This is a genomic window from Amniculibacterium aquaticum (genome assembly GCF_003852705.1).
Taxonomy (GTDB): domain Bacteria; phylum Bacteroidota; class Bacteroidia; order Flavobacteriales; family Weeksellaceae; genus Amniculibacterium; species Amniculibacterium aquaticum.
Genome location: NZ_REFA01000012.1, coordinates 48,588 through 75,505, shown reverse-complemented (window position 1 = coordinate 75,505; position 26,918 = coordinate 48,588). Strand labels below are relative to the sequence as shown.

The window sequence follows — 26,918 nt, the reverse complement described above, 5'->3', positions numbered from 1 at the left end:
TTTCTTTTTTTTGATGAATTAATAATCGGCTACTTCGTCCAATTGCAATTGACCAAGAGCATTTTCTAGTTGTTCAGCATTTGGAGCTTTTCCGTGCCAAGCATGGGTCCCCATCATGAAATCGACACCGTTACCCATTTCTGTATGAAGGATGATGGCGATGGGTTTTTCGTTTCCTGATTTTTCTTTTGCGCTATTCAAAACAGAAATTACCGCTTCCATATCGTTGCCGTTTTTCTCTTCCAATACCAACCATCCAAAGGCTTCTAGTTTGGCTCTTAGATCTCCCAATGAAAGGACATCATCTACATCACCATCGATCTGACGGTTGTTGTAGTCAATGGTAGAAATTAAATTGTCCACTTTGTTGTGAGCAGCAAACATTAGGGCTTCCCAAATCTGCCCTTCTTGTAACTCTCCATCACCATGAAGGGTGAAAACGAGATTCTTGTCTCCATCCATTTTTTTTGCTAGAGCAGCACCTATGGCTACAGACATTCCTTGTCCAAGAGAGCCAGAAGCTACACGGATACCCGGTAGTCCCTCGTGAGTGGTTGGGTGACCTTGAAGTCTGGAATCTAATTTTCTGAAAGTGTTTAATTCTTCTACCGGGAAGAAATTATTTCTTGCTAATGTCGAATAAAAAACTGGTGAAATATGACCGTTGGACAAGAAGAAAAGGTCTTCATTTTTACCTTCCATGGTAAAAGGAAGTTTGTAGTCCATAATATTACCATACAAGGCAACAAAATATTCTGCACAACCAAGGCTTCCGCCCGGATGCCCCGAATTAACAGCCGCTACCATTCTTAAAATATCTCTTCTTACTTGTGTAGCAAGAGATTTTAATTCAACAATACTTTTACTCATTTTATTAAGATTTATTTTTTGCAAATTTAAGTTTTTTATACGGCTTTATAAAATCTTATCTCATTTAGTTTGTTATTTGTAACTCTTTGTTAATCAGTATGCGTGTGTGTTTTGTTTTTCATGGAAATGTTAAAATTTTACTTTTTTCAATCATTTGCAATTTGTTTTAAGATTGTGGCATACTTTTTTTATTATCGTTGTCAACAAACTTAAATTGAAATACAATGAAAGCAATATTATTAGCAGCAGCATTGGGCTTGGCAACCTCTTCGGTGGCTCAGTATTACCCAAGTAACAACAATATGCCTCCACCAAACCAATATCCAGAATACAATTCGGGAGGTGGATATTACGGCAACCAATACGGTGGTCAGTATGGCGATCAATACGGTGATTACGATTATTATGATGATAATTTTTATGACTATGCCTACGGTAATTTTCCTAAAGATTATTATTACAATTATCCTACGGATTACTATCCTTCAGGTTATTATCAAGGTTTTTACAACGATTATAGAAGGAGTATTGTTAGCATCAATTGGAATAATTTCTTTATTGAATTTAACTTAAATCCGGTTCAGATCCAACAAATAATGATCGTTAACAACAGGTTTGGAAATTACAACTCTTGGTATTCTTATTATGGAGCCAATCCTAATCGTTGGTACTACGACCGATTCTATATGTTGGAGCGAATTTTAGGGCCTAGAATTTATGTTATATTCCAAGATCGTTATTACAGAAGAATGAACCCAATTGTGTATTTCCAAAATTATAACCGAACATATTATAGCAGACACTACCATTGCGTACCGAAGTATAAGCATGTAAAAGTAAGCAACTATTATGTGGGTAGAGATCGTTTCTTTGTCGATAATCCTAAATACTCGGGTTTTAGAAATGGAAATGGAAATAACAATAGTGGAAGTTTTAAATCTCAAAATTCAAGTTTGAGAAATAACATTTGGGCAATTTCTAACGATAACAAATCAGGATTTAGAGAAAATACAGGTTTCCAAAATAACGCGGGCAATTCGGATAGAGGATTTAGAGATCAATCCAACTCATCCAAAAATCCATCTGGAGGATTTAGAAACGAAGGTTTTTCTTCTCAAAATCAAAACAAACCGGTGAGGGAATCTGGAAATTCCGGTTTTAGAGGTGGCGATAGAGACAATTCTTCAGTACCCAAAATGGAAAGAAGCAACAGTGGTTTTAGAAACGAAGGTAGAATTGAAAAACCGCAACGAATAGAACAGACCAATACTAATTTTGGTAATGGAAATCGTGACTCCGGTTTTAGAGGAAGTAACAGTGGTGGAAGTTTCCGTAGTGAAAGCAGAAACCAATCTCAAGGTTCTGCTTCAGAATCTGGAAAAAGAGGCGGATTTAGATAATTCGTAGAAAATAATACTTTCAAACTTTTCATTTTTTCCATGGTCGTTCAACAAGTGTTGGACGGCCATTTTTTTGAAATCAAAAAGCACCGTGTTTTTCCTGTAAATGTCTGGTTGTTAGTTGTTGTGGTGTTTTTATGAGTACTTTTACAAAGTAATTTGTAAAACCAAAATGCCATGTCCAGAATAAGAAATATTAATCGCTATCATTTCTCTGTAGAATGGGGTGGTGAAGCATCGGAAATCTTTGAAGTTAATGGGTTAAATCTTTCCGTTTGTGTAGAGTTGGTGAGAAATTCAGATTCTAAACTGAATAACGAAATCAAAATGCCGGGACTGACAAAATACTCGGATGTCACGCTCACAAGATACATCACACAAGGGAATAATGAGTTTTTTGAATGGATCAACACCAACCAATTTGGAGAGGTTGAACGCCGAGATATTAAAATTTCTTTGTTGAATCATGAGTTTGTTCCAATTTTATTTTGGATGTTGTACAATGCTTTTCCGTCTCAATACATCGGACCGGTATTGATCGCCAATAACTGTCAGCTGGCTACTGAAAGTTTGGTGATCTCTTATGATACGATGAGAATGGAAATGAATACTTAAAAGCACATCACAATTGAAAACAAAAATCCAACCCATGCATTGCAAAAGGTTGGATTTTTTTAAATAGGCTCTTAACTTATTGAAGTTATTTAGGTTCTTTCAAATTGAAATACTTTACGACAGCTTGATAATCGTTAAAATCAACATTGGCATTTTTTCCCGATGCCGGTACCAAAACAATTCTGAAAGTTTGATTGTTAAGATATGCATTGCTTTCGGTAGTCGTCATCGTACTTTGGTCAAAGTTGGCTTCGGTGAAAATTTCTACATTTTGTGTGTTAAACAAGAAGTTATAATCTAACTCTCTACCTCCGGATAAGTACGAAGTTTTAGGAATGAGTTGCCAAACTTTCCCTCCTGCAGTGTTGGAGTTGATGTTTCTATACACCAAAACCACATCGGTATTCAGAATGGAAATGTTTTGATTGATGGTGTAATTGTTCCCAGCATTTAGCGTTCCGGTGACATCTTTCATTACCGAATAGGTATCGTTGTCTTGCTGTTGGATGTAATCTGTAGTTCTTTCGCAACTTACCAATGTGGTTAGGGAAAGAGCTGTAAAGGCGGAAAGGAAAAGATATTTTTTCATAATAATTGATTTTTTAAATTTAATATTTTACTTATTTCAAATCACATACCAAAAGTTTATGCATGCGAAAATTTTAGACTGAAAAATTAATACTATTTTTGTAAATCATTACAATTTCCTACTAAAAATATGAAAAACAAAATCGTTTTATTTTTTTCAATCTTCATAGCAACACAAAGTTTAAAGTCTCAATTTATCCCTAGAAATATGGGTAAATCTGATGTGGAAAAAGCACATGCCTGGGTCAACAAAACATACAATTCGCTTTCTCAAGATGAAAAATTAGGGCAACTTTTTATAGTTGCTCTCTACACCAATAAAGGCGAAGATTTTATCAATAATGTTAGAAAAATTGTAGAAAATGATAAAATTGGAGGTCTAATTTTGATGCAAGATGATGCTGCTAGAGAAATTAATTTGGTCAATGAGTTCCAGGCCAAATCCAAAGTGCCACTGATGATCGGAATGGATGCCGAATGGGGTGTTTTTCAAAGAATAGCCAAGGCTCATAAATTTCCATGGGCCATCACATTGGGTGCTGTACAAGATAAAAAAGTAATCTACGAAATGGCTCAAAAAATTGCTGAAGATTGCAAAAGAATGGGCATCAATTGGGATTTTGCTCCCGTGGTCGATGTCAATACCAATCCCAACAATCCGATCATCGGGAACAGAAGTTTTGGCTCGGATGTCAATAATGTGGTGGAAAGTGGTTTGGCCTATTCCTACGGATTGCAGGACTCTAAAATATTGGCAGCCATCAAACATTTTCCTGGACATGGCGATACCGATAAGGATTCGCATTTGGATTTGCCTGTGGTATCTCATAATTTGGAACGATTAAACTCAGTCGAAATTGCACCCTTCAAAGCCTTGATGGATAAAGGAATTGGTGGGGTTATGGTCGCCCATCTTTTTGTTCCGGCTCTGGAAAAAAGAAAAGGAATACCGGCGTCGGTTTCTAAAAATATTGTAACCGGTTTGTTGAAAGAAAAGTTAGGTTATAAAGGCTTAATCATTACCGATGCTCTGAACATGGGTGCTGTTGCCAATAAATATAAAGCAGGCGAATTGGATGCCTTGGCTTTTGAGGCGGGTAACGACATCATGCTTTTTTCACAAGATGTTGCCGTGGGGAAAAAACTGATTCAACAAGCAATAGACCAGGGTCGTATTTCCCAAAAAAGAGTGGAAGAGAGCGTGAAGAAAATACTATTGACCAAATATTATCTGGGTTTAGATGCGTATAAACCTGTAGATCCCAACAATGTAAATGAAGATCTGAACAACGATAGTCATAAAAAAAATGTGAGAAATGTCTATTCCCACGCCATTACGGTGCTGAAAGACAGCAAGAAAATGTTACCTCTCACCTGTAAAGAAACCTATTACTTTGTTCCGTTAGAAGAAGCTCCCTACGATGCGTTTTACAATCAAATGATCCTATCATCAAAAATATTTATTAAAAAACCTACTGAAATATCGAGCATTCCTACGGGATCTAAAGTCATCATTGGTTTACACAAAGACAATTCTACGGCATACAAGCCGTATAAAATTTCAGAAAATTCAAAATCCATCATCCAAAAATTAAGCAAAGAAAACCAAGTGCTTCTCAATGTTTTTGGAAGTCCTTATGCCTTGAAGGATGTTTCCATAGACGGAGTTTCGACCGTTGTGGTTTCCTACGAAAACAATGAAGACTCTATGGTTTCCACAGCTCAAGCTTTGATGGGCGAAACAACAATTTCGGGAAGATTGCCCGTCGTTGTCAACGCACAGTTGTTGTACGGTATGGGAATGGATATTCAGAAAAGATAAAATGCATTAATTTTTTAATTCAAAACCTAAATTTTAAAAAATGAAAATAGGAATACTTTGTTATCCAACCTACGGCGGAAGTGGCATTGTTGCGACAGAATTGGGGATGTCCTTGGCCAACAAAGGCTACGAGGTTCATTTTATTTCCAGTAATTTGCCGGCAAGATTGGACATTACCAATCCCAATATATTTTTTCACAAAGTCAATGTTCAGCCTTATCCACTTTTTCAATATCAACCTTTTGATATTGCCTTGTCTTCCATGATTTATCGTGTGGTCAATTTGTATAAACTGGATCTTTTGCATGCCCATTACGCCATTCCGTATGCCTATGCGGCTTTTATGGCGAAACAAATGTTGAAGGAGGAAGGGCAAGATGTCCCTTTGGTAACCACTTTGCACGGTACCGATATTACTTTGGTAGGACAGCACAGAAGTTATAAACACGCGGTAGAATTCTCCATCAATCAATCGAATACGATTACCTCGGTATCCGAAAGTTTGAAAAAAGATACTTTGCAATTTTTCAACATCAAAAAAGAGATCAAGGTCATTACCAATTTTATTGATTTTTCTGAGTTTAAGGATTCCGATGTTTGCCAAAGAAGCCAATTGGCAAATCCCGATGAGAAAATTTTAATACATGTCTCCAACCTCAGACCGGTAAAAAGGATTGAAGATGTATTGCAGATTTTTAAAAATGTAAATGCCAAAATAAAATCAAAACTCATCATCATTGGAGAAGGGCCAGAAATGGAAAAAGTAAACCAGTTTTTGGAAGAAAACCCCAATTTGATAGATAAAATCCGATTGTTAGGAAAGGTCAATGATTTGTATAAAATCCTACAAGCTTCGGATGTGTTTCTTTTGCCTTCAGAACAAGAAAGTTTTGGTTTGGCAGCTCTGGAAGCCATGGCGGCTGGGACTCCTGTGGTGAGCTCCAATGCCGGTGGTATCCCTGAAGTGAACATTCAAGGGGAAACCGGATATCTGGCCGAAGTGGGAAATGTTGAAGCCATGAGCAATTATACCATCCGTTTGTTGAGCGATGATGAATTGATGAAAAAAATGAAAATTAACGCTTTGAATCAAGCGTATAGGTTTGAAATAAAAAATATTCTACCTTTATACGAAGAAATGTATCGTGAGACCTTAGAGCAATTTAAGAAAGAATAATCCTAAAAACTGCATTCCATGACCGAGAAATTATTGCAATATCTGTGGAATTACAAAATTTTTAATCGCATCGATTTTAAAGATACTCTTGGTCGTGACTTAGAAATAATCCAATTCGGGACATGGAATACCAATGCCGGTCCCGATTTTTTATTGGGCAAAATCAAGATTGAAAATATAGATATCGCCGGTAGTATCGAATTGCATTTAAAATCTTCGGATTGGTTGGCGCATCAGCATTCTCAGGACAAAGCCTACGACAATACCATACTGCATGTTGTCTATTTTCACGATGTTGAAATTGATGATTTGGTGAAAAAAAATGTTCCAACTCTGGAACTTAAAAGCTACATCGACCGTGCGATTTTGATGAAGTACGAAACGCTTTCTGAAGTCCATGATTTTATCCCGTGTCAATCGATTTTTGAACCGGAGAAGGTGCCATTTCAGTTTTCAGAAGAAGGAGTTCTACAAAAATTAGATGAAAAATCCATAGCGATAGAACAGCGATTGTCGCGGTTCAAAAATAATTTTGAAGCCGTACTTTTCCACAGCTTGGCTTATGCTTTTGGATTGAAGATCAATGCAGAAATTTTTCAGCAATTGGCGGAAAGTTTAGATTTTACGGTGGTTCAGAAAATTAGACAAAATAGAGAACAACTCGAAGCTTTATTTTACGGAACTGCCGGTTGGTTGGACGATCCCAAGGACCATCAAAGCAAGAGATGGATACAAGAATTTCAGTTTCTGAAATCCAAGTTCAATTTGAATAACAACCTGTTTCAACCGCGATTTTTACGACTGCGGCCTCCTAATTTTCCAACCCTTCGTTTGTCTCAATTGGCGGGTCTGTATCATCAAGAAGTGCATTTGTTTTCAAAAATTATGAATGCCAAAAAGTTAGACGATTTATATGCTGTTTTTTCCAATATTAAAGCTTCAGAATATTGGGACAATCATTTTAATTTTGGGAAAATTTCGACTCAAGTATCAGAAAAATCACTGTCACGAGATTTTATCCATCTGCTTATTGTTAATGCCGTTTTACCCATGATTTATGCCTACAAAAAAAATCAAAATGAAGATGTGGTCGATGATTTGATGAAAATGTATGCAGAAATACCTGCAGAAGACAATCATTTGATCCGAAGGTGGAAAGAGTTGGGACTGAATATGCACTCTGCTTTGGACAGTCAGGCATATCTCTTTCATTATAAAAATTATTGTTTAGAAAAAAAATGTTTAAATTGCAGTATTGCTTTTCAGCTTTTGAAATCCTAATTCAATGACAGAACCAAAATTTATTAATAACATACGGCACAGAGCCGAAAGAGAGTGGTTTGGTGTGCTTACTCGTTTGGGAACAAAAATCGGAATGCCGGTGACCAAACTGCGGGTGTTTTTTATTTATTCCACCTTTGCAACAGCGGGTATTTTTTTTCTTTTATATTTATTTTTAGCATTTTCTTTGTGGATCAAAGATATTTTTATCACCAGAAGGCCTAATGTTTTCGACCTTTAAATTTTAAAATTTTTGTATGCATTTTCAGCAATTAACCCATCTGGATACCGTTTCATTAGAAAAGATATTTGACTCCTACGAGTTGTCTTTTCCGGCAGACGAAAGAAGAAGTGAAGTGCAATTTCAGGCGCTTATAAAAAATCATGATGCAACTATTTTTGCAATTGATGTAGAAGATGAAATGATAGGCTATCTTATAACTTGGTTCTTGGGAAAGGTCGTTTTTATCGAACATTTTGAGGTTTTCGAAGTGTTTAGAAATAAAAAATACGGGGCTAAAATTTTAAGTGAATTTTCAAAAATGCATCCTCATTTGGTGTTGGAGTCGGAGCCTTCTACTCTTAATGAAATGGCTGCAAGAAGAATTGGGTTTTATGAAAGAAATGGATTTCATGTCATCGATGACAAGTACATTCAACCGGCGTATGATCCAGAAAAAAACAATCTTCAACTGTATTTGATGTCCAATTTTACCGTTGATGAAGTTCAGGCTTTGGTGCAAGAGATTCACACAAAAGTATATCAAGTTTAAACAAATGTTTGGCAAGGTGTTTGCAAATAAGAGTAAAATAACCTAAACAAATAACAAATGAAAAAATTAATTTCAAAATTAGGACTGGGTGTGGCACTTTCTGCCGTATTGCTAACTTCATGCTCAACCGTAAAGGTTTCGGACAGTGCAAAACCGGATATGCACACTTCTCAGAATGCGCTTTCTTGGGACGGAATCTACCGTGGATATTTGCCGTGTGCAAGTTGTGAGGGGATAAAAACCACAATCTATCTCATGAGGGACAATACCTATAAATTGGTGTCTGAATATCAAGGTGAAAAGTCAGGATCTTTTGAATCCAAAGGAAGATTTTCTTGGGACAAAACCGGTACGATTATTTCTTTGAACGATGGCGATCAAAAAAATCAGTATAAAGTAGGCGAAAATACCCTAACCATGCTGGATCAAAAGGGAAATGCCATTACGGGTGATTTGGCTAGAAATTATATTTTGACCAAAGGAAATTATTCCATTCTTAATAAAAAATGGAGATTGACTGAGCTGATGGGAAAAAAAATAACTTCTAACGAAACCATGGGGAAGGAGGCTTTTTTGATGTTGGATGACAAAGAAAATCGCTACTCGGCCTCCGTGGGTTGCAACACCATTTCTGCAGGTTTTGAATTGGGTTCCTTCAATCGTTTGCAACTGAAAGATGGGATTTCGACCATGATGGCCTGTCAGAATAACGATTTGGAAATTCAGTTTAAAGATGTCTTAAAAAGAGCCGATTCCTTTCAAGTGGTTGGTGACGAGCTTCAGCTTTTTAAAGGCAGAATGGCTCCTTTGGCAAAATTCAAAATACCGATGCACTAATCGTTTTTATTGATACAAAAAATCCCATTTCGATTGAAAATGGGATTTTTTTTGATTTTTTTAGTCCACTTGATATTCCAATTTTATGGTGATGCTGGCTTCTTTCTCTTTAGAGTTGGTATTGAAGGTGCCGCCGTAAGAATAATCTTCGTTGGAGTTGGGAGCCGTAATCTGTATCACACCCATGGTTGCTTTTTTTAGATTGCCTAAATCGCTTCCTGCGTTGTTGGCAATTTTTTCGGCTCTTTCTTTGGCATCTTTTGTGGCATCGGCAATCATCGCAAGTTTTACATCGGCCAGTTTGGTGTAAAAATAACTGGGTGGTGATGAGGTAAATTCAATTCCTAAATTGATGATTTCAGTGATGTTTCTGGACAGGTTTTCTATTTTAGTAACCTCTTTACTTTCAATAGAAACTTTTTGTGATAGCAAATATCCTGCAAAATTTTGATGACTGTTTCCACTGCTGTCGTTGGAGTAGGTGTACTGTTTCTGGATATCCACCGCAGAAAATACCAAATCTTGTTTTGCGATTCCCTTGGAAATTAAATAGTTTTCAATGATTTTTTTGTCGTTGGCCAATTGGGCATAAGCTTCCTTCAGTTCAAAACTGTTTCTGGAAAAATTTCCGTTCCAAGTTATCAAGTCAGAAGTGAATTTTTTGCTTCCCAAACCGGTTACAGAAATGGTGTTTTCGCCAGTATTTCTGTTTTTAATTGCATATCCTAATAATCCAAGACCTAACGAAAATCCTATCGCTGCAATGCCGGCCGTTAGAAGGGTTGTTTTGTTCATTTTTTTCAGTGTTTTAGTGTTTTAGTGTTTTTGGAAATCAACAAAAGATATGCCGATGTATTATCATTTTGTTATTTTTATTTTTTCATTTTTTTTGTGGAAAAAGGATTCTCTTTTCCGTTTTTATAATAGGGCTGTATTTTGTAGGCTTCCTGCAGAAATCTCGCCCTATCGGTTTCCGTTAAAACTCCGTATTTTAAGATTGTTTTTCTTTCATAACTCTTAAAAATATAAAAAATAAAAGGCATTATTTCCTGATTTTTCAATTTCATTTCTACAGTAAAAAAATCGTTATCAATATTTTTAACCAAAAATTCGTAAAGGTCAACATCTGTCCATTTGTTTTCTATCCAAAGTGTGACGGATGTTCCCGGTCCTACAGGTTGTACAAACTCTCCATGTCGTGGAGCGGTTACGGAGGGCGATGATTTTTTAGCAATGTATTGGCCCATATTCTCATCCAATTTCTTGTTTTTTTTATTTTTATCAAAATGTTTGCTGTCTTTTGAAAGATCTCCAGTGGGTTTATATTTTAGTTTAACCTCCTCAATCTCTGTTGCCGTTTTTATGAGGCGGATCACCAAGTCGCTATTGTTTTCTGTGGTCAATGATACGGTTGTTCTGTCAAAACCTTCTTTGGAAACTCTGATTTTTTCACCTTTTTTTGCGGCGATTATAAATTTTCCAGAACGATCTGTGTTTGTAATTTGATATGAGCTTAGGTTGTAAACGGTGGCTCCTGATATTGCAGTCCCATTTTCGGAAATCACCTGTCCTTGTATATTTTGTTGGGCAAAGAAAAAATGAGAAGATACGCAGAGGCAACCCGTCAATAGGTATTTCATGTTTATTATTTTACCCAAATATATTTTATTTAGGAACAGATTTTTTCTCTTTAACCAAGTTTAACTTTTACATTTTATTTTAAGAATCTTTTATGATTTTTCAATTTTATTTTTGTTAAAATTCACTAAATTGCTCCTCGTATATGCGTTTTCTTTATTCATTGTTTTTTAATGAATAAATTTACAGTGCACCATTCTAAATGTCTTTTGATGAAAAATAAATACACCGTTGTCAATGCCTCAGCAGGCTCAGGAAAGACTTACTATCTCGTACAACAGGTTTTGCTGATCTGCTTGCGACATCCCAATTCCGAAAAAAAAATTGGACAGATCCTAGCGCTAACTTTTACCAACAAAGCTGCCAATGAGATGAAGGAAAGAATTCTTTCTTGGCTCATGAGTTTTGTTCGTACGGATTGTACTGCAAATCCTGAACTCAAAAATATTCAAGAAGTACTCGCCAAAGAAGGAATTAGACTGACTTTGGACGACTTGCAACAACGATCCAAAAAATTGTTGGACTACATCCTTCATCATTATTCCATCCTAAATATCAGTACCATTGATAAGTTTAATACCCGTTTGGTAAGGAGTTTTTCTAATGAATTGGGGCTGGCAAAAAATTTTAATCTGGAAATCAATTCAGATCCGTATCTAAAAGAAGCCATCGATCAACTTTTGGATCATATTGGTGATGACGAATTTTATACGGATCTCTTTTTGGATTATATGAATTATCAGTTTGAAAATACCGGAAGTACCAAGCTGAACGATGAATTGTTTCTGAAAAGCAAAGATTTTTTAGGGGACAAACATTATGAAAACCTTCAAAAAAATAAAAATTTCGACATACATCAATACATAGACAAAACCAAATTGTTGAGAGCCGAAATAAAACGCTTGAAAAAAGATTCTTTAGAAAGAGCAAACTCTGTGTTGGATTTGTTGAAAACCAAAGACCTTTCCATTGAAGATTTTTATGGCGGAGCACGAAACGGTATCGCACTTTTCTTTGATAAAGTTTCCAAATTTTATCGAGGTATTAACGATAAGTTTCCTTTTCCGAAAGATGAAGAATCTGCTGTTTTGAATTTTGAAAAATTATGTTCGACAAAATCCAAATCTCGAGAAGCGGATGTTCGTGAGATTTTGGAATATTTACTGGAATCCAGACGGACGATTATCAACAATGAAATTGCACAACTCAAAAATAAAAGCATACTTTCTGCACTGCTCCCACTCAAGGTAAATAAGGACATACAGGACGAACTGCAGAAAATTGAAGATGAAAACGACTTGGTTTTTCTGTCGAAATTTAATACCCTAATCAAAGAAAATTTACAAAACGAGCCCTCGGCTTTCATTTACGAAAAAATAGGAACCAAATTCCAGTATTTTTTCTTCGATGAGTTTCAAGATACTTCCAAAATGCAGTGGCAAAACTTTGTGCCGCTTCGTGATCATGCGGTTTCTATGGACGATACCGCTTTTACCGTTGTGGGCGATCCCAAGCAAAGCATCTACCGCTTTCGTGGTGGCGACAGCCAATTGATGTTGGACATCATCAATAAAACCGAACAAACACCAGTTTTTGCCGATGTCTTCGTTTTGGAAGACAACTGGCGAAGTGCCAAAAATATTGTTGAATTTAACAATGCTTTGTACGACTTTCTCTCCCGCGATTTGAAGGTAGAACATCAGAAAGTTTTTGGTAAAGATGCCTCGCAAAATCCCAGAAAAACGAATGTTGACGGACGGGTTCGTGTTCATTTGCTCGAAAATGCAAATCGTTCTGTTTTTTTTGAAGAGGTGGCGGATAAAATGCATCAGGACATACAGCAGTGTTTGGACAATGGTTTTTCTTTTTCTGATATCTGTATTTTGTGTCGTGGAAATGATGAAATTTTAGATTTTTCCAAACTTTTGGGACAAAAAAAAGTAAATTATTCAGGACAAGAAGTGTTTATAAAAACCCTTTCGGAAAAAGGCTTGACCCTAAATCTGTCGTTGACTCTAAAAGCGGTTGTCTGTTTTCTGGAATGGAAAGTGAATACCCAAAATAGAAGGTATCTTGCTGAAGCGTTGTACTGGCTGGGACAGTTGGGTCGGATTAATTTTTCCGATTTTTCCGAAGAATTATCTCAATTGTTTACCATTAAAAAAGATTCGCTTTTGGTGGATGCTATTGAAGGGAAATATCAACTTAATTTGGACCACAAGGACATTCCACAACTTAACCTCTACAATTTTGTTGAGTTTTATCTGAAAGAATTTTCTGTGGAAGAAAAAGAAACGGACTTTATCTTGAATTTCCTCGAAATTCTTCATGCCTTTTCGCAAAGTTCTGGTCTTATCCTCAAAGATTTTATTCAATTCTGGAATGACGAAGGTGCAGATTCTTCCATTCAAGCTTCGGATAATATTGATGCCGTACAATTGATGACGGTTCATAAGGCGAAAGGACTGGAGTTTCCTGTGGTGTTTTATCCTTTAAAAAATAAAGCCGAAAAAAGTTTTAACAATTGGTTGGATTTTGATGATCCCGTCCTGTCTTCGGTGTATGTTAAAAAATTCAGTTCAGAAATTGCTCGATACGATCAACAAGCCGAACAATTTAATGAAGAAAACGGTTATGAAGCGATTGTTGATGATCTTTGTGTGCAATATGTTGCCACAACCCGACCGGTAGAGCAGTTGTTTTTGTATCTTGAAAAACACAAAGAGTCTAAGGACGATTCGCCTAAAAAAAACTTGGGAATTATCGATTTTGTTAAGCAATTTAATACAAATAACTTGGACGATTTTGATCTGTATCCCGGAGATTTTTCAAAGAAAATTATTGAAACCAAAGGCGGATTTAATACCCAAAAAATCGATACGGTTTTTCCTAAACATCAATCCATCTCTGAGTTGAAAATAGCAACTCCTTCTAAAAATTATCAGCATAGAAATGAAAAGGTGAGAAGGGGGATTTTCATCCACGATGTACTTTCGAAAATAGAAACACAAAAAGATGTGGAAGTGGTGCTAAATGATTATTTACTCAACGGATTGCTTACAATTTCCGAAGCGAAACTTTTAGAAAAAGAAATTATAGAAATTATTAGTCAGAACGAGGACTTTTTCTCTGATGATTTGGAAGTTTTGAATGAAAGGGAACTTATGATTTCTTCGGACGGTGACAGTCCTATTTTTAGGCCGGATCGCTTGATGAAAACGCCATCGGATGAGTGGATGGTGGTTGATTTTAAAACCGGAGTTGAAAAACCGGAGCACCAAGTACAGATTGATACCTATTGCAATATTTTGACGAAATTAGGAAAAAATATAAAAGCTCAGAAAGTAATCTATATTCCATGAAAAAGCCCCTGAAAAACAGGGGCAAAAATCAAAAGTGATAACAATATGGATATATTAATTATTCCTAAGTTTAAGTTCCAAAGCTACAGCTTTTGGAAAAAGGATGTTGTTTTCTAGGTGGATGTGTTTGTGCAAATCGTTTTCGAAATCTTCCAACATTTGGTAGGTCACTCTGTAAGTATTGCAAGCATCTTCCGGAAATTGGTAATTGTCGCTCAGTTCTGCAATTTTTCTGAATCTTTCGCCTTCCATTTCGTGGTCGTGTTTCATCATGGCAACTGGATTTTCTACAGAACCAAAATGAGGATTGTCCAATTCAATATTGTTTTTCTCGGCGTGCATCATTTTTTTGATGAAAGGGAAAAGGATTAATTCCTCCTTTTTCATGTGTGCCGCTAAGTCTTGGGCAGAGTCTTCGAACAGTTGGTATATTTCGACCAATTCGGGATGTCTTTCTCCGTGTACACGGCTAACTTTGTTGAGGAATTGTAGTAATACAGGAGTTTTTTCAGCAACATAAGAGTGGTGTACTTTTTCTACATAATCGGCCAATAAATCCAATGGCCAAGTATTGAAATCGCCTCCAGCACTGTTTTCGGTATTCAAATTTTCTAGAGCTGCGTACAGTTCTTCTGTGTTAATATTTTGTGGCTCACAAGCTTCTTCAATGCTTCTGTTACCTTTACAGCAAAAATCAATGCCAAATTTTTTGAATACAGCTGCTGTTCTAAAATCTTCAGCAACCATTTCTCCGATGGTTTTATTTATCGTTGTCATAATATAGGATAAATTGATGCCGCAAATTTATAGAATAAAAGTTATGCGGACAAATTTATCTTATTTATTAACAAAAAATTATACTTTCAATCGGAAAAGTCCTTGTTCTGATCGTTCGGCTAAATCTTTCAGAGAATATTTTTTCACCATAACCATCAGATTTTCTTTGATGATTTTATAAGTGTCGTGTACAGGACATGGATTGGTATCCGAACATTCCTTCAGACCCAAGCCGCATTGGTACAGTATGGCATCTCCATCAATCACTTTTACGATGTCGTAAATTTTGATTTCTGAGAGTTTTTCTTCAGAAAAAATAAAACCACCTTGTTTGCCTCGGATGGATTCCATGATGCCTTCACGGCAAAGTTGTTGCAGGATTTTTGCAGTAAATGCCTCTGGAGCATCCACAGCTTTGGATACTTCTTTTACATTGACTCTTTTGCCGGCTATGCTGCTTTGGGCAATGTATATGGAAGATTTTATTGCGTATTCACAAGCTTTTGAAAACATAAATCTTATTTAAATAATTTCCAACGAGGGATAATCACCAATAATCCTGCAGTTAGGAAAACAAATAGGAGATGTAGCCCCGCTAAAAGGGTTGTTGATAGATAAAACTCGTATAACAAATGGTGTACCATGACAAATAACGGAAGTAAATATACTCCAATTTTTTTGAAAAAATAAACCAAAATTAATGAAACCAAAATGATAGCATCTACGCCAAATAATACGGAAATAAACCAGGACGGAACTCCGGTCTCATGGTGCTGAGAATACTGAGCCATGTCCGTATTCAGCATAAGGATGTAAAATATAAATGTTATTGCAAGTGCCAAATAAAAAGAAAGACTTCTTTTTTTTACTTCTCCAAAATATTGGTTTTCCATGCTTCAAAAATAGAAAAAAACTTTTGGATAGAAATCCAAAAGTTTCATTGAAAATATCGATTAACGAAGATTAAACAGGAATGGCCTTGATTAATCTGTTTTTGTCTGACAAGAACTCTTCCATAGAGATCATACTTTCCGTGCGCATAACATCTTGGATGTCGTCGATTTGGTAGATGATTCTCTTAGCATCGTCTGTGTTTTTTGCTTTTACCTTACAGAAAATGTTGTATTTACCAGAGATTACGGAAGCTTCGATAACATTTGGTATCTCTGCTAGTTCTTTCAATACATCTTGTGTTCTGTTGGATTTTGTTAGTAAAATCCCGATGAAAGCAGTAAAATGGTAGTCCAGTTTACTGTAATCTATAATGAGTGAAGACCCCAAAATAATTCCTGCATCCTCCATTTTCTTTACTCTCACATGGATCGTACCGGCAGATACATCCATTTGCTTTGCAATTTCTGTGAAAGGCATTCTTGTGTTTTCTACTAAAAAATCAAGAATTTTCTTATCAATTTCATCTAGTTGGTAATTCATTTTGCTATATTATAAATTTGTTAATAACATTTTAATTATTCTGCAAATTTACAACAATATCTTAAAATTGAAAAAAATACATAAATATTAACAAAAATTTATAATTTTTAACATACTTAGTCGATTATAATTATTTAATACTGTCTTTTTTGATGGAATCATTTACGATAGTATGAGTTTTGTCATTGTTTTTCTCTGATTTTTTTGCTTTACTTTTTCGTTTAAACAATGTTTGAAAACTTTTGGTCCAAACCGCACCCACTCCATAAGTTTGGTTGGCCATTCCGTTGGTTACCCCTTGTGTACCGATCATACCAATATTGGATGGTTTAGAGTATCCACGGATGATGAAGCTGCCGTCGTTCATTTTAGAGGCATCGTATTCTAAGGTTCCCTCGGCGGACAAATAATTTACAGCTGCACTTGCTGTACCTTTGGTGAGCGGGATACCCATCCCGGTCTTAATGGTTATTCTTGGAGATACGCTGAAGTTGACACCGGCATTGGCTCGGTCTCCCATTTGCGAGGCTTGATCTCCTTTTACATAATTCAAGTCAATTTGTACTTGGTTGCTGATGGTGTTTAGTACCGATCCCAATTGTTTGAATAATAGGTTGTATCCCGAACTTTCGGCAAAACTTCCCATATTGCCAATGTCAAATGCCGTGTTTTGGACATTAAAATTGCTGAGTACCAATATGGATCCGAACTGAATTACCTTTTCGTCTTGTTGGTTTATTTTCGCCGCTAATGCTTCTTTAACTTGAGTGGAGACATCCAATGCGGAAATACCAAATCCCAATTCGGGTTTGTTAAGGGTACCGGTAATTTTGGTTTCCAACAACATATTGATTGGAGGTATAGAAGTCATCCCAAGGTAGGCACCGGCGTTGGTGACCATTCTTGGATAATTGGCTTTTATGTCCAATTCGGGGGTCATGGCTTCTCCGTCCCAACGGATGTTACTTCCTTTTACAATTTGGAAAGTACGGTTCAGGATTTCTTTGGAAATAAAAGTTCCGTTGTCTACCACATAGGTACCGTTCATTTCTACAACGCCTTGTCTGCTCATCTGGAATCGTAAACTGTTGGAGTGACCGTGTACGGAAATATCTCCCATGCCGTCGCCAACCAAAACATTTACTGTGGTACCTTTGTCAACACTTAGATTGAAATCGATGTCCATATTGGCACCTGATTTTTTCTTCATTTCTTCAGAAATAATTCCGGTTTGATCGGTTTTTAAGAACCTCAATAATTTGAATTCTTCTACGGATCCCGCAGAGGAGGAGTTGAAGGTGAAGGTACTGTTGTTCAGGGCTTTCATGTCGGGTGTAGAAATGTTTAACGCAGAAACGGGACCATCGACAAAGAGCGTGCCTTGTCCATAAACCATTCCCCAGAATAAATCGAAATCTTTTTGGGTCGTGTTTAACATGAGTAGATTGTCGGCTCTCATTACCAAGTTGACGCCCATTGAAGAAAGTGTTTGGAATTGTATGGCTCCTGAAATGGTTCCACTTGAGTTTTTTCTGCCGTCCTTTATGCCAATGTCATTCAGAATGGCCAATCCTTTGGAAAGGTTTATGACACAGTCGTCCATATTGTAATCTACCCCTGTAAAGTCCAATTTCAGTCCGAACTTTTTCAAGGCAATGTCTCCACTGTAGTCAATGTCGTTCAGAGGCCCTGTGATTTTCAATTCTCCGTTGGCTTTACCTCTCAGATTGCTAAAAATTCCTTTCACAAATTCATTGGCAAATCCCAATTCAAAGTCTTTGAGCTGAGCCGAAAGGTTTAGTATTGCTTTTTTTCCGGTATTGTCAATAGTACCGCTGATATCCAAAGGGTTTTCGCCCAAGAGTTGAGCTCTTTTTATTACGGTAGATACTTTATAGATGTTTGGGTGTTCGGAATTTTCTATAATAACTTCGGCATTACCCATTTCTTTACCGTTCATTTTTAGGTTACTGAAGTCGATATCGATCAGTGGTTTTATGGTGTTTTTGTCCATTTTTATATGGAGATTACCGTTTGCTAACCCTTCTGCATCAATGGGCTTTTCGCCACCAATCATTTGAAGTATTTTGGAAATTTCTAAATTTTGTACCACCGCATCGGCTTCATATTCTTTTCCGGATTTAAAGTTAAATCGATTCAGCACAATCTCGCTATCGTCAGAAAATATTTTTAGGTTTCTAATGTCAATTTCCCCGGTTGCTTTTTTATAGGTGATGGTATGCTCCAAATCGTGATTGGTGTCGATGTTCCATTTAACATTTTTATAATCAATCTGTGTGGGTTCAAAACGAAAAACAAAATCACCGTTGGAGTTGATGGTTTGGTCGAAAGCAATTTGATATTCCTTGCCTTCCACATCGTTGTTGTCAACTTTAAAGTTGGTGGTCACATGCAGGTTTCTATCGTCCTCGTTTTCTCCGTGTATTTCTATGTTTTTAAATTTATTTTCACCGTACTCCAAATGTTCAAGTTTAGCAACGATTTGATTTTCTAGTTTTGAAGTATCTATGGTAATCGCAAGCTGATCTGCCACAATACTGTCTTTTACCACTTTGGGTTTTGGGTGATAATTGGGGTTTTGTTTGGCAAGTTCCAGCTCAGCATCGGTGATGTCCTCGGTTTTGGTCATCATGTATTTTAAAGATTCGGCTTGCGCATTCAGCTTAAGGTTATTGCTATTTCCATCGTACTTCGCAACGATGTGTGCTCCTTTTTTTAGTTTTAATTCAGGTGCAAAATAGTTGATGATGTTTTGTTGAATTGTGAAATTGGCATCAAAATATTGGTTTCTGTATAATTTTTTTGGATGCGGTCCCACCAAAATTTTATTCAGTCCATTTTGTAGCATGCCACCAAGGTCGGAAAGGTTGTACTGACCTCGTAGTTCTCCTTGCAAAACGGATGGTGCGTTAACAGCGATTATTTTATTGCTGGTTTCGTTATAAATTTTTATTTGCGAAGCTGGAATCAGGATTTTTTCTTTTCCGTTAAATACCGACAAATGATCGATATCCGTTTCCAAATGCATATCGTTCATGTTGGTAAATAGGATCTTTCCTTTTAACTTGCCGCTTACTATTTGTGGAGTGCTGGTATTGGTGAAATAATTAAGTTGCAAATGTTGGATGTTGCTCTCAATATCTGCTTTCAATTTCGGCGTGCTAAAGTCGATTAAACCCTCTACGGTAAGCTTTGCAGCTTGATCGTTAATGTCTATTTTCCCGAAATATTTTTTGTGATCCAAACGACCATCAAGATTGATATTGTGGATGGTTTTACCGGCAATTTCAATTTTTTCTACCTGAGATTGGGTGTTCAGGACCATGGTGTTCACATCAAAACTTCTACCGTCCACTTTAAATTTTCCAGAAAGCAATCCGACTTGTTTGCTTTTTGTAATTACTGAAGTGTTCAGGTCTTTTACTTCGGCATAACCGCGATATTTAGGCATGTTGGTGCTGTAATCGCTAAGGTAGAACTGAGAGATTGTGGCTTGTCCAATTCCGGTAATTGCTTGTCCTTTTTCTACAAAAATTTCATGAGGCTGCACTTTGATCGAGCCGTTGTATTTCATTCTACCAAAATTATCCGCAAAGTTTTTAAGTTTTTTGGAAATAAAGGTAGGCATGGCCGATTTCAAATCTTGATAAGTGAAGTCGGTCGAGATGCCTTCACTTTGGATGGTGAATTTTTCAGGATTTGTGATCTTGTTTAGGCTCAATTTTTTTGTATTGAAGCTAAATAATGAATTGCCCAAAACAAAATTTTTCAGCACCATGCTGTTCAGAGGTCCTGCAAGTTGTCCCGAAATTTTTACCGGCTTATGGTTGTCCCAATTGGTGACAAAATAGCTCAGATCGTAACCGCTCAGTTGACTTCCTTGTACGAAGTCGAGCTCCATTTTTACTTTGTTGTTAAAGTCTGCCCAAGAACCGTTGTTTATGTTGAATTTGATACCGCCCTGCAACAAAGAATGCGGAGTGTTGAAGGTAAGGTCTTTAATCTCTAAAGCCTTTTTCGAATAGAAAAAATCGCCAGAAAATGTTTCTACATAATGGTTTTTATTCCAACGATTGGTCGTGAATCTCAGATTGTTGATCTGTGCATGGACATCGGCTCCTTTTACTTTTAGTTCAGGAATTGTTAAACTAAGATTTTTGGCATCCAACCATTTTCCGGCATCTCCAGGACTGTTTTGGTTTACGATGGAAACTGTAGAATTGGTGACCATAATTCTGGACTTCAATTCAAACGGTGGTCTTTTCGGATCCCTGGGTTTGCCGTCATCAAACAATTCTACAAACCGTACGAAATTGGATATGCTGTCGCCTTTGTAGGTGATGACCTTCATGTCCAAATGATCCAATGCAATCGATTGAAAACGAATGTTTCTGGAGTTGAAAATCAATGAAAACCAGTTGGAGTCGGCATATACTTTTTCAATTTTTATAAAAGGAAAATTTCTATTGTCTTTGGCTTGTACACGATGGATGGTAACATCTCCAAAATAGTTGATTTCGACATCCTGAAAAGAAATTTGAGATTTCAAATCTTTATTCAACATCGCAATTACCTTTTGAGCTGCGTAATTTTTGGTTGCCGGCAAACTGATGATCACAAAAATTAGGACGAAAATAGACAGTACGGTCCAAAAAAGAATTTGCAGTAATCGTGCCCACCATTTTACACTAACAACATCTTTTCCGGCTTGTTTTGCCACGGCTTCTGCGGTTTCTAAAGGATGGTGGATGGCATCATTCGTAAAGTCCTCAGCTTCTTTTAGCCCTTCGGATATTTTTTCTTTCCCCAAAGACACAGCGGATTTCTTTGGATTGGATTTATTATTTTGGTTGTCGTTATTATTCTCTAAATTTGCCATTATTATGAGCGAAAAAATTATTTTAGGAATCGAGTCCTCATGTGATGATACTTCTGCAGCCATTATCTGTGGAAACAAAATCCTTTCTAATATTGCTGCCAACCAAAAAATCCATATAGAATACGGTGGTGTTGTTCCGGAATTGGCTTCCAGAGCACATCAGCAAAACATTATTCCCGTAGTGCAAAAAGCATTCAGCCAAGCAAATATACAACAAAATCAAATTGCTGCCATAGGTTTTACAAGAGGACCTGGACTTTTAGGCTCGTTGCTTGTGGGGACATCTTTTGCCAAGTCATTGTCCATGAGTTTGCAAGTTCCGCTGATAGAGGTCAACCATCTTCAGGCTCATATTTTAGCGCATTTTATTGACGATGCCAATCCCAATCCACCAAAATTTCCGTTTCTCTGTCTTACCGTTTCTGGAGGACATACCATGATTGTTTTGGTCAAAGATTATTTTGACATGGAAATTGTCGGTAAAACCATAGACGATGCTGCCGGCGAAGCGTTTGATAAAATTGGGAAAATCTTTAACCTTGACTATCCTGCCGGTCCTATTATTGACCGATTGGCTAAAGAAGGAAATCCAAAAGCGTTTGAGTTTGGCAAGCCCAAATTGGAAGCCTACAATTATTCTTTCAGTGGGGTAAAAACTTCCGTGCTTTATTTTGTTCAAAAAGAATTAAAGAAGAATCCAGACTTTGTCAAAGAAAATCTGAATGATCTTTGTGCTTCTGTACAAGCAACCATCATTTCGGTGTTGATGAAAAAATTGGAAAAAGCAGCAGCAGATTTTAACATCAATCAAATAGCGATTGCAGGTGGAGTTTCAGCCAATTCAGCGCTTAGAAACGCAATGTTGGCCAATGTAGAAAGAAAAGGTTGGGAAGTGTTTATACCAAAATTTGAATATACAACAGATAACGCTGCGATGATTGCGATGGTCGCCCAACTGAAATACGAGAGGGGTGAGTTTGCAGATTTGTCGATTTCAGCAACTGCAAGATACGATATCGAAGAAGATTTTAAAAAGTAAGCATGAAATTATTTTACGGAGAAATTTTAGAAAATGAAGTGCTCATTGATCCTGAAGAACAACAGCATATTGCAAAAGTTCTAAGGATGAAGGAGGGCGAGGAGCTTTTTGTAACCGATGGTAAAGGTAATCTAGCCAAAGGATCTCTTTATTTTGAAGGTAAAAAAGCCGTGTTGAAAGTTGTTGAAATTCAAAAAGAATTGCCCAACCCCAACCTTCAGCTTCATATCGCGATAGCTCCGACAAAAAATATGGACAGGATCGATTTTTTTGTTGAAAAAGCGACTGAAATGGGAATTGCAGAAATTTCTTTTTTGCAAACTGAAAAAACAGAAAGAAAACATTTGAATGTCGATAAGATCATCAAACAAAGCATTTCTGCTTCCAAGCAAAGTCATCGTTTTCGTTTTCCAAAAATTAATGATGTGCAAAAGTTTTCGGATTTTATTAAAAACAGCGTTCCACAAAAAACTTTTGTTGCCCATTGCGATGATGCTTTTGAAAGATCGTCATTGGACATCTTGGATGTTAAAGAATCGCTTACCATTTTGATCGGCCCAGAAGGGGATTTTAGCGCAAAAGAAATTCAACAACTCTCGGATTTAGGAGTGAAAGCCATTTCCTTGGGACACCAACGGTTGAGAACGGAAACGGCTGGTGTTTTTGTTTCGGCTTGGTTTTATTCCAAATCTTTTTTAAAATCTTAAGAAAATAAAAGTCCACCGCAAAAGTGGACTTCATTTTTAAATTGTTTTTTCTGGACGCATTTTTCTGTGTCTTTTCATTTTTTCATTTTTCATTCTCTCCATTTTCTCCATTCTGTTGGCTTTCCATTTGTTGTATTGATCGGTGCTAAGGATGTTTTTCATTTCAGAATCGTGCTTTTCCATTCGTGCTTTTCGTTCTGCTTTTTCTTGCTCCATTTTGGTTTTCCTCAACTGAAATTCACGATCTCTAATGTCTTTTATTTTCGCTACCTGAGCATCATTCAGACCCAATTCTTGTTTCATTTTGTCCAAGTTGGCTTTTTGATTTTCAATTCTTTTTTGCTCTCGAGCTTCTTGTCTGTTGGGAGTTTGTTGTGCCATCATCAAAGATCCAATTCCTAGGACTGCACATACGATTGCTTTTTTCATATCGGTAAATTATTAATTGATTTATTGATAGGATTGCTTTTCTTGTCTGAAGTTAAATTCAACATAAAGAGATTTCTAATTGCCGTACACTTTTATTTGACTTCTAAATGATTACTTTTGCATCATAAAATAGAAATTATGAGCGTTCATATTGCAGCCCAAAAAGGAGAGATAGCTCCTATCGTTCTTATGCCGGGAGATCCGCTAAGAGCCAAATTTATTGCCGATCATTTTTTAGATGAGGTGAAATTAGTCAGCCAAACAAGAAATATTTTTTTCTACACAGGAACTTACAAAGGGAGAAGGATTTCTGTTGGTGCCAGCGGAATGGGTGCGCCAAGTATTGGGATTTATTCTTTTGAACTTTTTACAGAATACGAGGTGGAAACCATTATCAGAATTGGTACTTGTGGTGCCTATACGACCGATCTACAAGTCTATGACATCTTGAATGTGGAAAAATCCTACAGCGAATCGACTTATGCAAAATTTGCTTGGGGAATAGAAGGAGAAGGAATTGGTCACCAAGGAAATGTCTTTTCTAAAATTAATGAAACGGCCGTAGCATTGGATTTGCCTGTGAAATCGGTGAACATCCATACCAGCGATATTTTTTACAGAAAAGATTTGGATGTACCTGCAATTGCTAAAGAAAACAATTGTCCAGCAGTTGAGATGGAAGCTTTTGCTCTATTCGCCAATGCTCAATACCTGAAGAAAAATGCAGCCACCATCCTGACGGTTTCTGATGTGATCCCAACGGGTGAGAAAATCTCTGCCGATCAACGAGAAACGGCTCTCAAGAAAATGATAACTCTTGCATTAGAAACAGCTATTTCTTAATTTGTTGTTTTTTTATAATTCTTAATGAAGCTGAAAACCAAGTTTTTGAGCTTCATTTTTTTTGAAGTATTAAAAGAAAAATATGTACTTTTAATTTATAAAAACAGAAAAAACGAAATGATGTTAGAAAATTGGCCTTATTTGCATTATTTATTAGGAGCGTTCGTAGGTGTTGGCTTGGCTGCAGCATCCGGTTTTAGGGTTTTTCTGCCGATGTTTGTCGTTAGTTTGGCTTCGTATTTAGGATGGATACCGATCGGTGAAAATTTCTCTTGGTTAACCGGTTTGCCCACGGTAATTGCAACAGGAATTGCAACAGTTGTTGAAATTTTTGCGTATTACATACCTTATGTCGATCATCTTTTGGATTCGTTATCCGTTCCCATGGCTACTGTTGCGGGTGCGGTTTTATTTGCCAGTCAATTTACAGGGTTGGATGCTTTCCCACTTTGGGCCTTGGCTTTAATCGCTGGCGGAGGTACTGCCGCAACGATAAGTTCTGGCTTTGCCGGAGTTAGGGCGGTTTCTACTGCTACAACAGGAGGTTTGGGAAATTCTGTTGTTGCCACAAGCGAAACTGCAGGTGCTGGACTTATGTCTGCGCTGGCTTTGGCTTTACCTATAATTGCGGTTGTCGTTTCCGTTGTTTTGGTACTGACGGTATTGGTTTACGGCAGGAAATTGTGGCGTAAATTATCAATCTCAAAAACATAAAAAAACACCTTTTGGTGTTTTTTTATTCGGTATCGATATTGTCTTCGAGTAGGTGACCAAAATAATTTTTTTTGGTTTTTAAATATTCCTTAGAATTTTTATTGGCTTTTATTTGTAGAGGAATTCTTTCGACCAGCTTAATGTCGCTGTTTTCTACAAATTTTATTTTGTCCGGATTATTAGTAAGCAGTCGAATTTCGTGTACATTCAATTTTTTAAGAATTTCAATTGCAACTTGAAAATCTCTATCGTCTGCCGGTAATCCCAATTCTAAATTTGCTTGTACCGTATCCAGTCCTTTTTCTTGTAGGGCATAGGCTTTTAGTTTGTTGATGATGCCTATATTTCTACCTTCTTGTCTAAGGTAAATAATCAAACCACCGTGTTTTTGGATGTATTCCATAGCCGCATCCAATTGTTGTCCGCATTCGCATTTTAAAGAATGAAAAACCTCTCCGGTAATGCACTCTGAGTGAAAACGAACATTGATGGGTTTGGAGAAATCCGTATTTTCTGCAATGAGTACCATGTGCGGCATCCAATCTTCGACATCGTCAGAAAAAGCAATCATTCGGAAAGATCCATATTGAGTAGGAACATTGGCTTCCGCCTGAAGTTTTATCATAATTGGTTCTCTTTTTATTTTTTAGGATTAGAATAATTGGCTTCTAAGAAGGTGATGTTTCTTTTTATTCTAACCAAAATGGAATTGAGTTTTTCATCTTCCAATTTTGGAAGATCCTTTCTCAATTTTTGTATATTAATGTACGATTTTTCTACTTTTTTTAATTCTCTCGTTTTGCCCATTTTGTTGTTGGCCTCCAAAGCATACACATAATTCTGAATATTGGTTTTTAAGCTAACAATTTCAGAATTTAGAGCCTTGTTTTTAAACTTTGGGAAAAGCGAACAAGTATTCGTGAGCTCAGAAGCATAAGCATTGGCCACCACCGATCTGTTAAAACTGGTCGAGATCTTTTCGGTACTTATGCTGCTTTCGGAATAGGCATTTGCAATGGGCGACATGTTGGCCTTTTCCGTTGCGCATGAAACAAATAGGGTTAATGTAAAAATTAAAAAAAGAGTCTTCGTCATTATTTATTTCCTTTTTGATAAAGGATTGGGTTAAGGCTTTCGTCGTTGTACATTTTCATCTGTTTGTACACCTTCATCTTAACCACACCGTTTTCAATATCCAAAAGAAGTTGATCGATGGCAGTGCTGAGGTCTTTGTGTTGCTCCAGTAAAACATTTAATTTTTCCTGGCATTTGGCTCTATGATCATCACCAGCGCTATCTCTATTGGCTTCCAAAGCCATGTGATATACTTTTAATGCCAAAATGGATAATCTGTCGATTGCCCAAGCTGGAGTTTCACTATTTATTTTCGCATCTGCTTTTGGTGCTGTACTTTGATATTTATTCAAAAACCAAGAGTCCACATATTCTACCAAGTCGGTTCTCTGTTGGTTGGAGGCGTCTATTCTTCGTTTAAGTTTCAATGCCTCTGTGGGATCGATGTTTTCATCACGAATAATGTCTTCAAAATGCCACTGAACGGTGTCAATCCAATTTTTAGTATACAAAAGATGTTCCAAACTCTCTTTTGGATAGGGATTGTTGATGGGTTGATCGACATGATCATGAACATGGTAATCTTCAATGGATTGATTGAAAATTGTCCAAGCCTCCTGACTAAAACTCATGGTCAA

General features: G+C 36.8%; 26 protein-coding genes. 13 read left to right on the top strand and 13 right to left on the bottom strand.

Going from position 1 to position 26,918, the window contains the following annotated elements:
* Positions 1–18: 18 nt before the first annotated feature.
* The gene (locus EIY84_RS07005) at positions 19–870 is read right to left on the bottom strand and encodes a transketolase (RefSeq protein WP_124641612.1); all 852 of its coding nucleotides are present in this window, start codon (positions 868–870) and stop codon (positions 19–21) included.
* Between the two features lie 224 nt (positions 871–1,094).
* On the opposite strand from EIY84_RS07005, the gene EIY84_RS07000 reads away from it, so the two are divergent.
* Both EIY84_RS07000 and EIY84_RS06995 read left to right on the top strand, forming a co-directional pair.
* Positions 1,095–2,270 carry a hypothetical protein gene (locus EIY84_RS07000; protein ID WP_187478350.1) on the top strand — a complete coding sequence of 392 codons (1,176 nt, stop codon included), beginning with the start codon at positions 1,095–1,097 and terminating at the stop codon, positions 2,268–2,270.
* 177 nt (positions 2,271–2,447) lie between these two features.
* Entirely contained in the window at positions 2,448–2,885 is a 438-nt protein-coding gene (locus tag EIY84_RS06995) for a phage tail protein (protein WP_124641610.1), read from the top strand.
* An 85-nt stretch (positions 2,886–2,970) separates the two neighbouring features.
* Here the strand turns inward: EIY84_RS06995 and EIY84_RS06990 are convergent, their stop codons facing one another.
* Complete coding sequence (locus tag EIY84_RS06990) at positions 2,971–3,474, bottom strand: hypothetical protein (RefSeq protein WP_124641608.1); 504 nt, start codon at positions 3,472–3,474, stop codon at positions 2,971–2,973.
* Between the two features lie 129 nt (positions 3,475–3,603).
* Between EIY84_RS06990 and EIY84_RS06985 the strand changes: the two genes are divergently transcribed.
* From EIY84_RS06985 to EIY84_RS06960, 6 genes are read left to right on the top strand one after another with little or no spacing between them, the layout of a single operon-like run.
* Positions 3,604–5,295: a glycoside hydrolase family 3 protein gene (locus EIY84_RS06985; protein WP_124641607.1), complete on the top strand. Its 1,692-nt coding sequence runs from the start codon at positions 3,604–3,606 to the stop codon at positions 5,293–5,295.
* Positions 5,296–5,335: 40 nt separating this feature from the next.
* Positions 5,336–6,472, top strand: a complete 1,137-nt coding sequence (bshA, locus tag EIY84_RS06980) for an N-acetyl-alpha-D-glucosaminyl L-malate synthase BshA (protein ID WP_124641605.1) — start codon at positions 5,336–5,338, stop codon at positions 6,470–6,472.
* A gap of 18 nt (positions 6,473–6,490) precedes the next feature.
* Positions 6,491–7,753: a DUF2851 family protein gene (locus EIY84_RS06975; protein ID WP_124641603.1), complete on the top strand. Its 1,263-nt coding sequence runs from the start codon at positions 6,491–6,493 to the stop codon at positions 7,751–7,753.
* A gap of 4 nt (positions 7,754–7,757) precedes the next feature.
* A complete protein-coding gene (locus EIY84_RS06970; protein ID WP_124641601.1) occupies positions 7,758–7,994 on the top strand; it encodes a PspC domain-containing protein in 237 nt (78 codons plus the stop codon).
* 16 nt (positions 7,995–8,010) lie between these two features.
* Positions 8,011–8,526: a GNAT family N-acetyltransferase gene (locus tag EIY84_RS06965; RefSeq protein ID WP_124641599.1), complete on the top strand. Its 516-nt coding sequence runs from the start codon at positions 8,011–8,013 to the stop codon at positions 8,524–8,526.
* 57 nt (positions 8,527–8,583) lie between these two features.
* Positions 8,584–9,363 (top strand): copper resistance protein NlpE N-terminal domain-containing protein, encoded by a 780-nt coding sequence (locus EIY84_RS06960; protein ID WP_124641597.1) that lies wholly within the window; start codon positions 8,584–8,586, stop codon positions 9,361–9,363.
* Positions 9,364–9,423: 60 nt separating this feature from the next.
* Here EIY84_RS06960 and EIY84_RS06955 read toward each other — a convergent pair whose 3' ends face one another.
* The gene (locus EIY84_RS06955) at positions 9,424–10,158 is read right to left on the bottom strand and encodes an SIMPL domain-containing protein (protein ID WP_124641595.1); all 735 of its coding nucleotides are present in this window, start codon (positions 10,156–10,158) and stop codon (positions 9,424–9,426) included.
* A gap of 77 nt (positions 10,159–10,235) precedes the next feature.
* A complete protein-coding gene (locus EIY84_RS06950) occupies positions 10,236–11,003 on the bottom strand; it encodes a carboxypeptidase-like regulatory domain-containing protein (RefSeq protein ID WP_124641593.1) in 768 nt (255 codons plus the stop codon).
* 210 nt (positions 11,004–11,213) lie between these two features.
* Between EIY84_RS06950 and EIY84_RS06945 the strand changes: the two genes are divergently transcribed.
* On the top strand, positions 11,214–14,363 hold the full coding sequence (locus tag EIY84_RS06945) for a UvrD-helicase domain-containing protein (RefSeq protein WP_124641591.1): 3,150 nt from the start codon (positions 11,214–11,216) through the stop codon (positions 14,361–14,363).
* A gap of 54 nt (positions 14,364–14,417) precedes the next feature.
* On the opposite strand, the gene ric is transcribed toward EIY84_RS06945, so the two are convergent.
* The 5 genes from ric to EIY84_RS06920 form a co-directional block, all read right to left on the bottom strand.
* The gene (gene ric, locus EIY84_RS06940; protein ID WP_124641589.1) at positions 14,418–15,140 is read right to left on the bottom strand and encodes an iron-sulfur cluster repair di-iron protein; all 723 of its coding nucleotides are present in this window, start codon (positions 15,138–15,140) and stop codon (positions 14,418–14,420) included.
* A gap of 78 nt (positions 15,141–15,218) precedes the next feature.
* Complete coding sequence (locus EIY84_RS06935; protein ID WP_124641587.1) at positions 15,219–15,653, bottom strand: RrF2 family transcriptional regulator; 435 nt, start codon at positions 15,651–15,653, stop codon at positions 15,219–15,221.
* 5 nt (positions 15,654–15,658) lie between these two features.
* Positions 15,659–16,033 (bottom strand): hypothetical protein, encoded by a 375-nt coding sequence (locus EIY84_RS06930; RefSeq protein WP_124641586.1) that lies wholly within the window; start codon positions 16,031–16,033, stop codon positions 15,659–15,661.
* Positions 16,034–16,103: 70 nt separating this feature from the next.
* Positions 16,104–16,574, bottom strand: coding sequence for an Lrp/AsnC family transcriptional regulator (locus tag EIY84_RS06925; protein WP_124641584.1), 471 nt, complete (start codon positions 16,572–16,574; stop codon positions 16,104–16,106).
* 130 nt (positions 16,575–16,704) lie between these two features.
* Positions 16,705–21,474 (bottom strand): translocation/assembly module TamB domain-containing protein, encoded by a 4,770-nt coding sequence (locus EIY84_RS06920; protein ID WP_124641582.1) that lies wholly within the window; start codon positions 21,472–21,474, stop codon positions 16,705–16,707.
* Between the two features lie 4 nt (positions 21,475–21,478).
* Here EIY84_RS06920 and tsaD point away from each other — a divergent pair, with 4 nt between their 5' ends.
* Complete coding sequence (gene tsaD / locus EIY84_RS06915; protein WP_124641580.1) at positions 21,479–22,513, top strand: tRNA (adenosine(37)-N6)-threonylcarbamoyltransferase complex transferase subunit TsaD; 1,035 nt, start codon at positions 21,479–21,481, stop codon at positions 22,511–22,513.
* A 2-nt stretch (positions 22,514–22,515) separates the two neighbouring features.
* Positions 22,516–23,220, top strand: a complete 705-nt coding sequence (locus EIY84_RS06910; protein ID WP_124641578.1) for an RsmE family RNA methyltransferase — start codon at positions 22,516–22,518, stop codon at positions 23,218–23,220.
* A gap of 36 nt (positions 23,221–23,256) precedes the next feature.
* Here EIY84_RS06910 and EIY84_RS06905 read toward each other — a convergent pair whose 3' ends face one another.
* Entirely contained in the window at positions 23,257–23,649 is a 393-nt protein-coding gene (locus EIY84_RS06905; protein WP_124641576.1) for a Spy/CpxP family protein refolding chaperone, read from the bottom strand.
* Positions 23,650–23,787: 138 nt separating this feature from the next.
* Here EIY84_RS06905 and deoD point away from each other — a divergent pair, with 138 nt between their 5' ends.
* Positions 23,788–24,492, top strand: coding sequence for a purine-nucleoside phosphorylase (gene deoD / locus EIY84_RS06900; RefSeq protein ID WP_124641574.1), 705 nt, complete (start codon positions 23,788–23,790; stop codon positions 24,490–24,492).
* A 117-nt stretch (positions 24,493–24,609) separates the two neighbouring features.
* Positions 24,610–25,206, top strand: a complete 597-nt coding sequence (locus EIY84_RS06895) for a DUF4126 domain-containing protein (protein WP_394336898.1) — start codon at positions 24,610–24,612, stop codon at positions 25,204–25,206.
* A gap of 22 nt (positions 25,207–25,228) precedes the next feature.
* Here EIY84_RS06895 and ribA read toward each other — a convergent pair whose 3' ends face one another.
* The 3 genes from ribA to EIY84_RS06880 are packed head-to-tail and all read right to left on the bottom strand — an operon-like array spanning position 25,229 to position 26,912.
* Positions 25,229–25,831 (bottom strand): GTP cyclohydrolase II, encoded by a 603-nt coding sequence (ribA, locus tag EIY84_RS06890; RefSeq protein ID WP_124641572.1) that lies wholly within the window; start codon positions 25,829–25,831, stop codon positions 25,229–25,231.
* Positions 25,832–25,845: 14 nt separating this feature from the next.
* A complete protein-coding gene (locus tag EIY84_RS06885; protein WP_124641570.1) occupies positions 25,846–26,301 on the bottom strand; it encodes a hypothetical protein in 456 nt (151 codons plus the stop codon).
* Positions 26,301–26,912, bottom strand: a complete 612-nt coding sequence (locus tag EIY84_RS06880; RefSeq protein WP_124641568.1) for a DUF4254 domain-containing protein — start codon at positions 26,910–26,912, stop codon at positions 26,301–26,303. Before EIY84_RS06880 ends, EIY84_RS06885 begins: the two co-directional genes overlap by 1 nt.
* Positions 26,913–26,918: the final 6 nt, after the last annotated feature.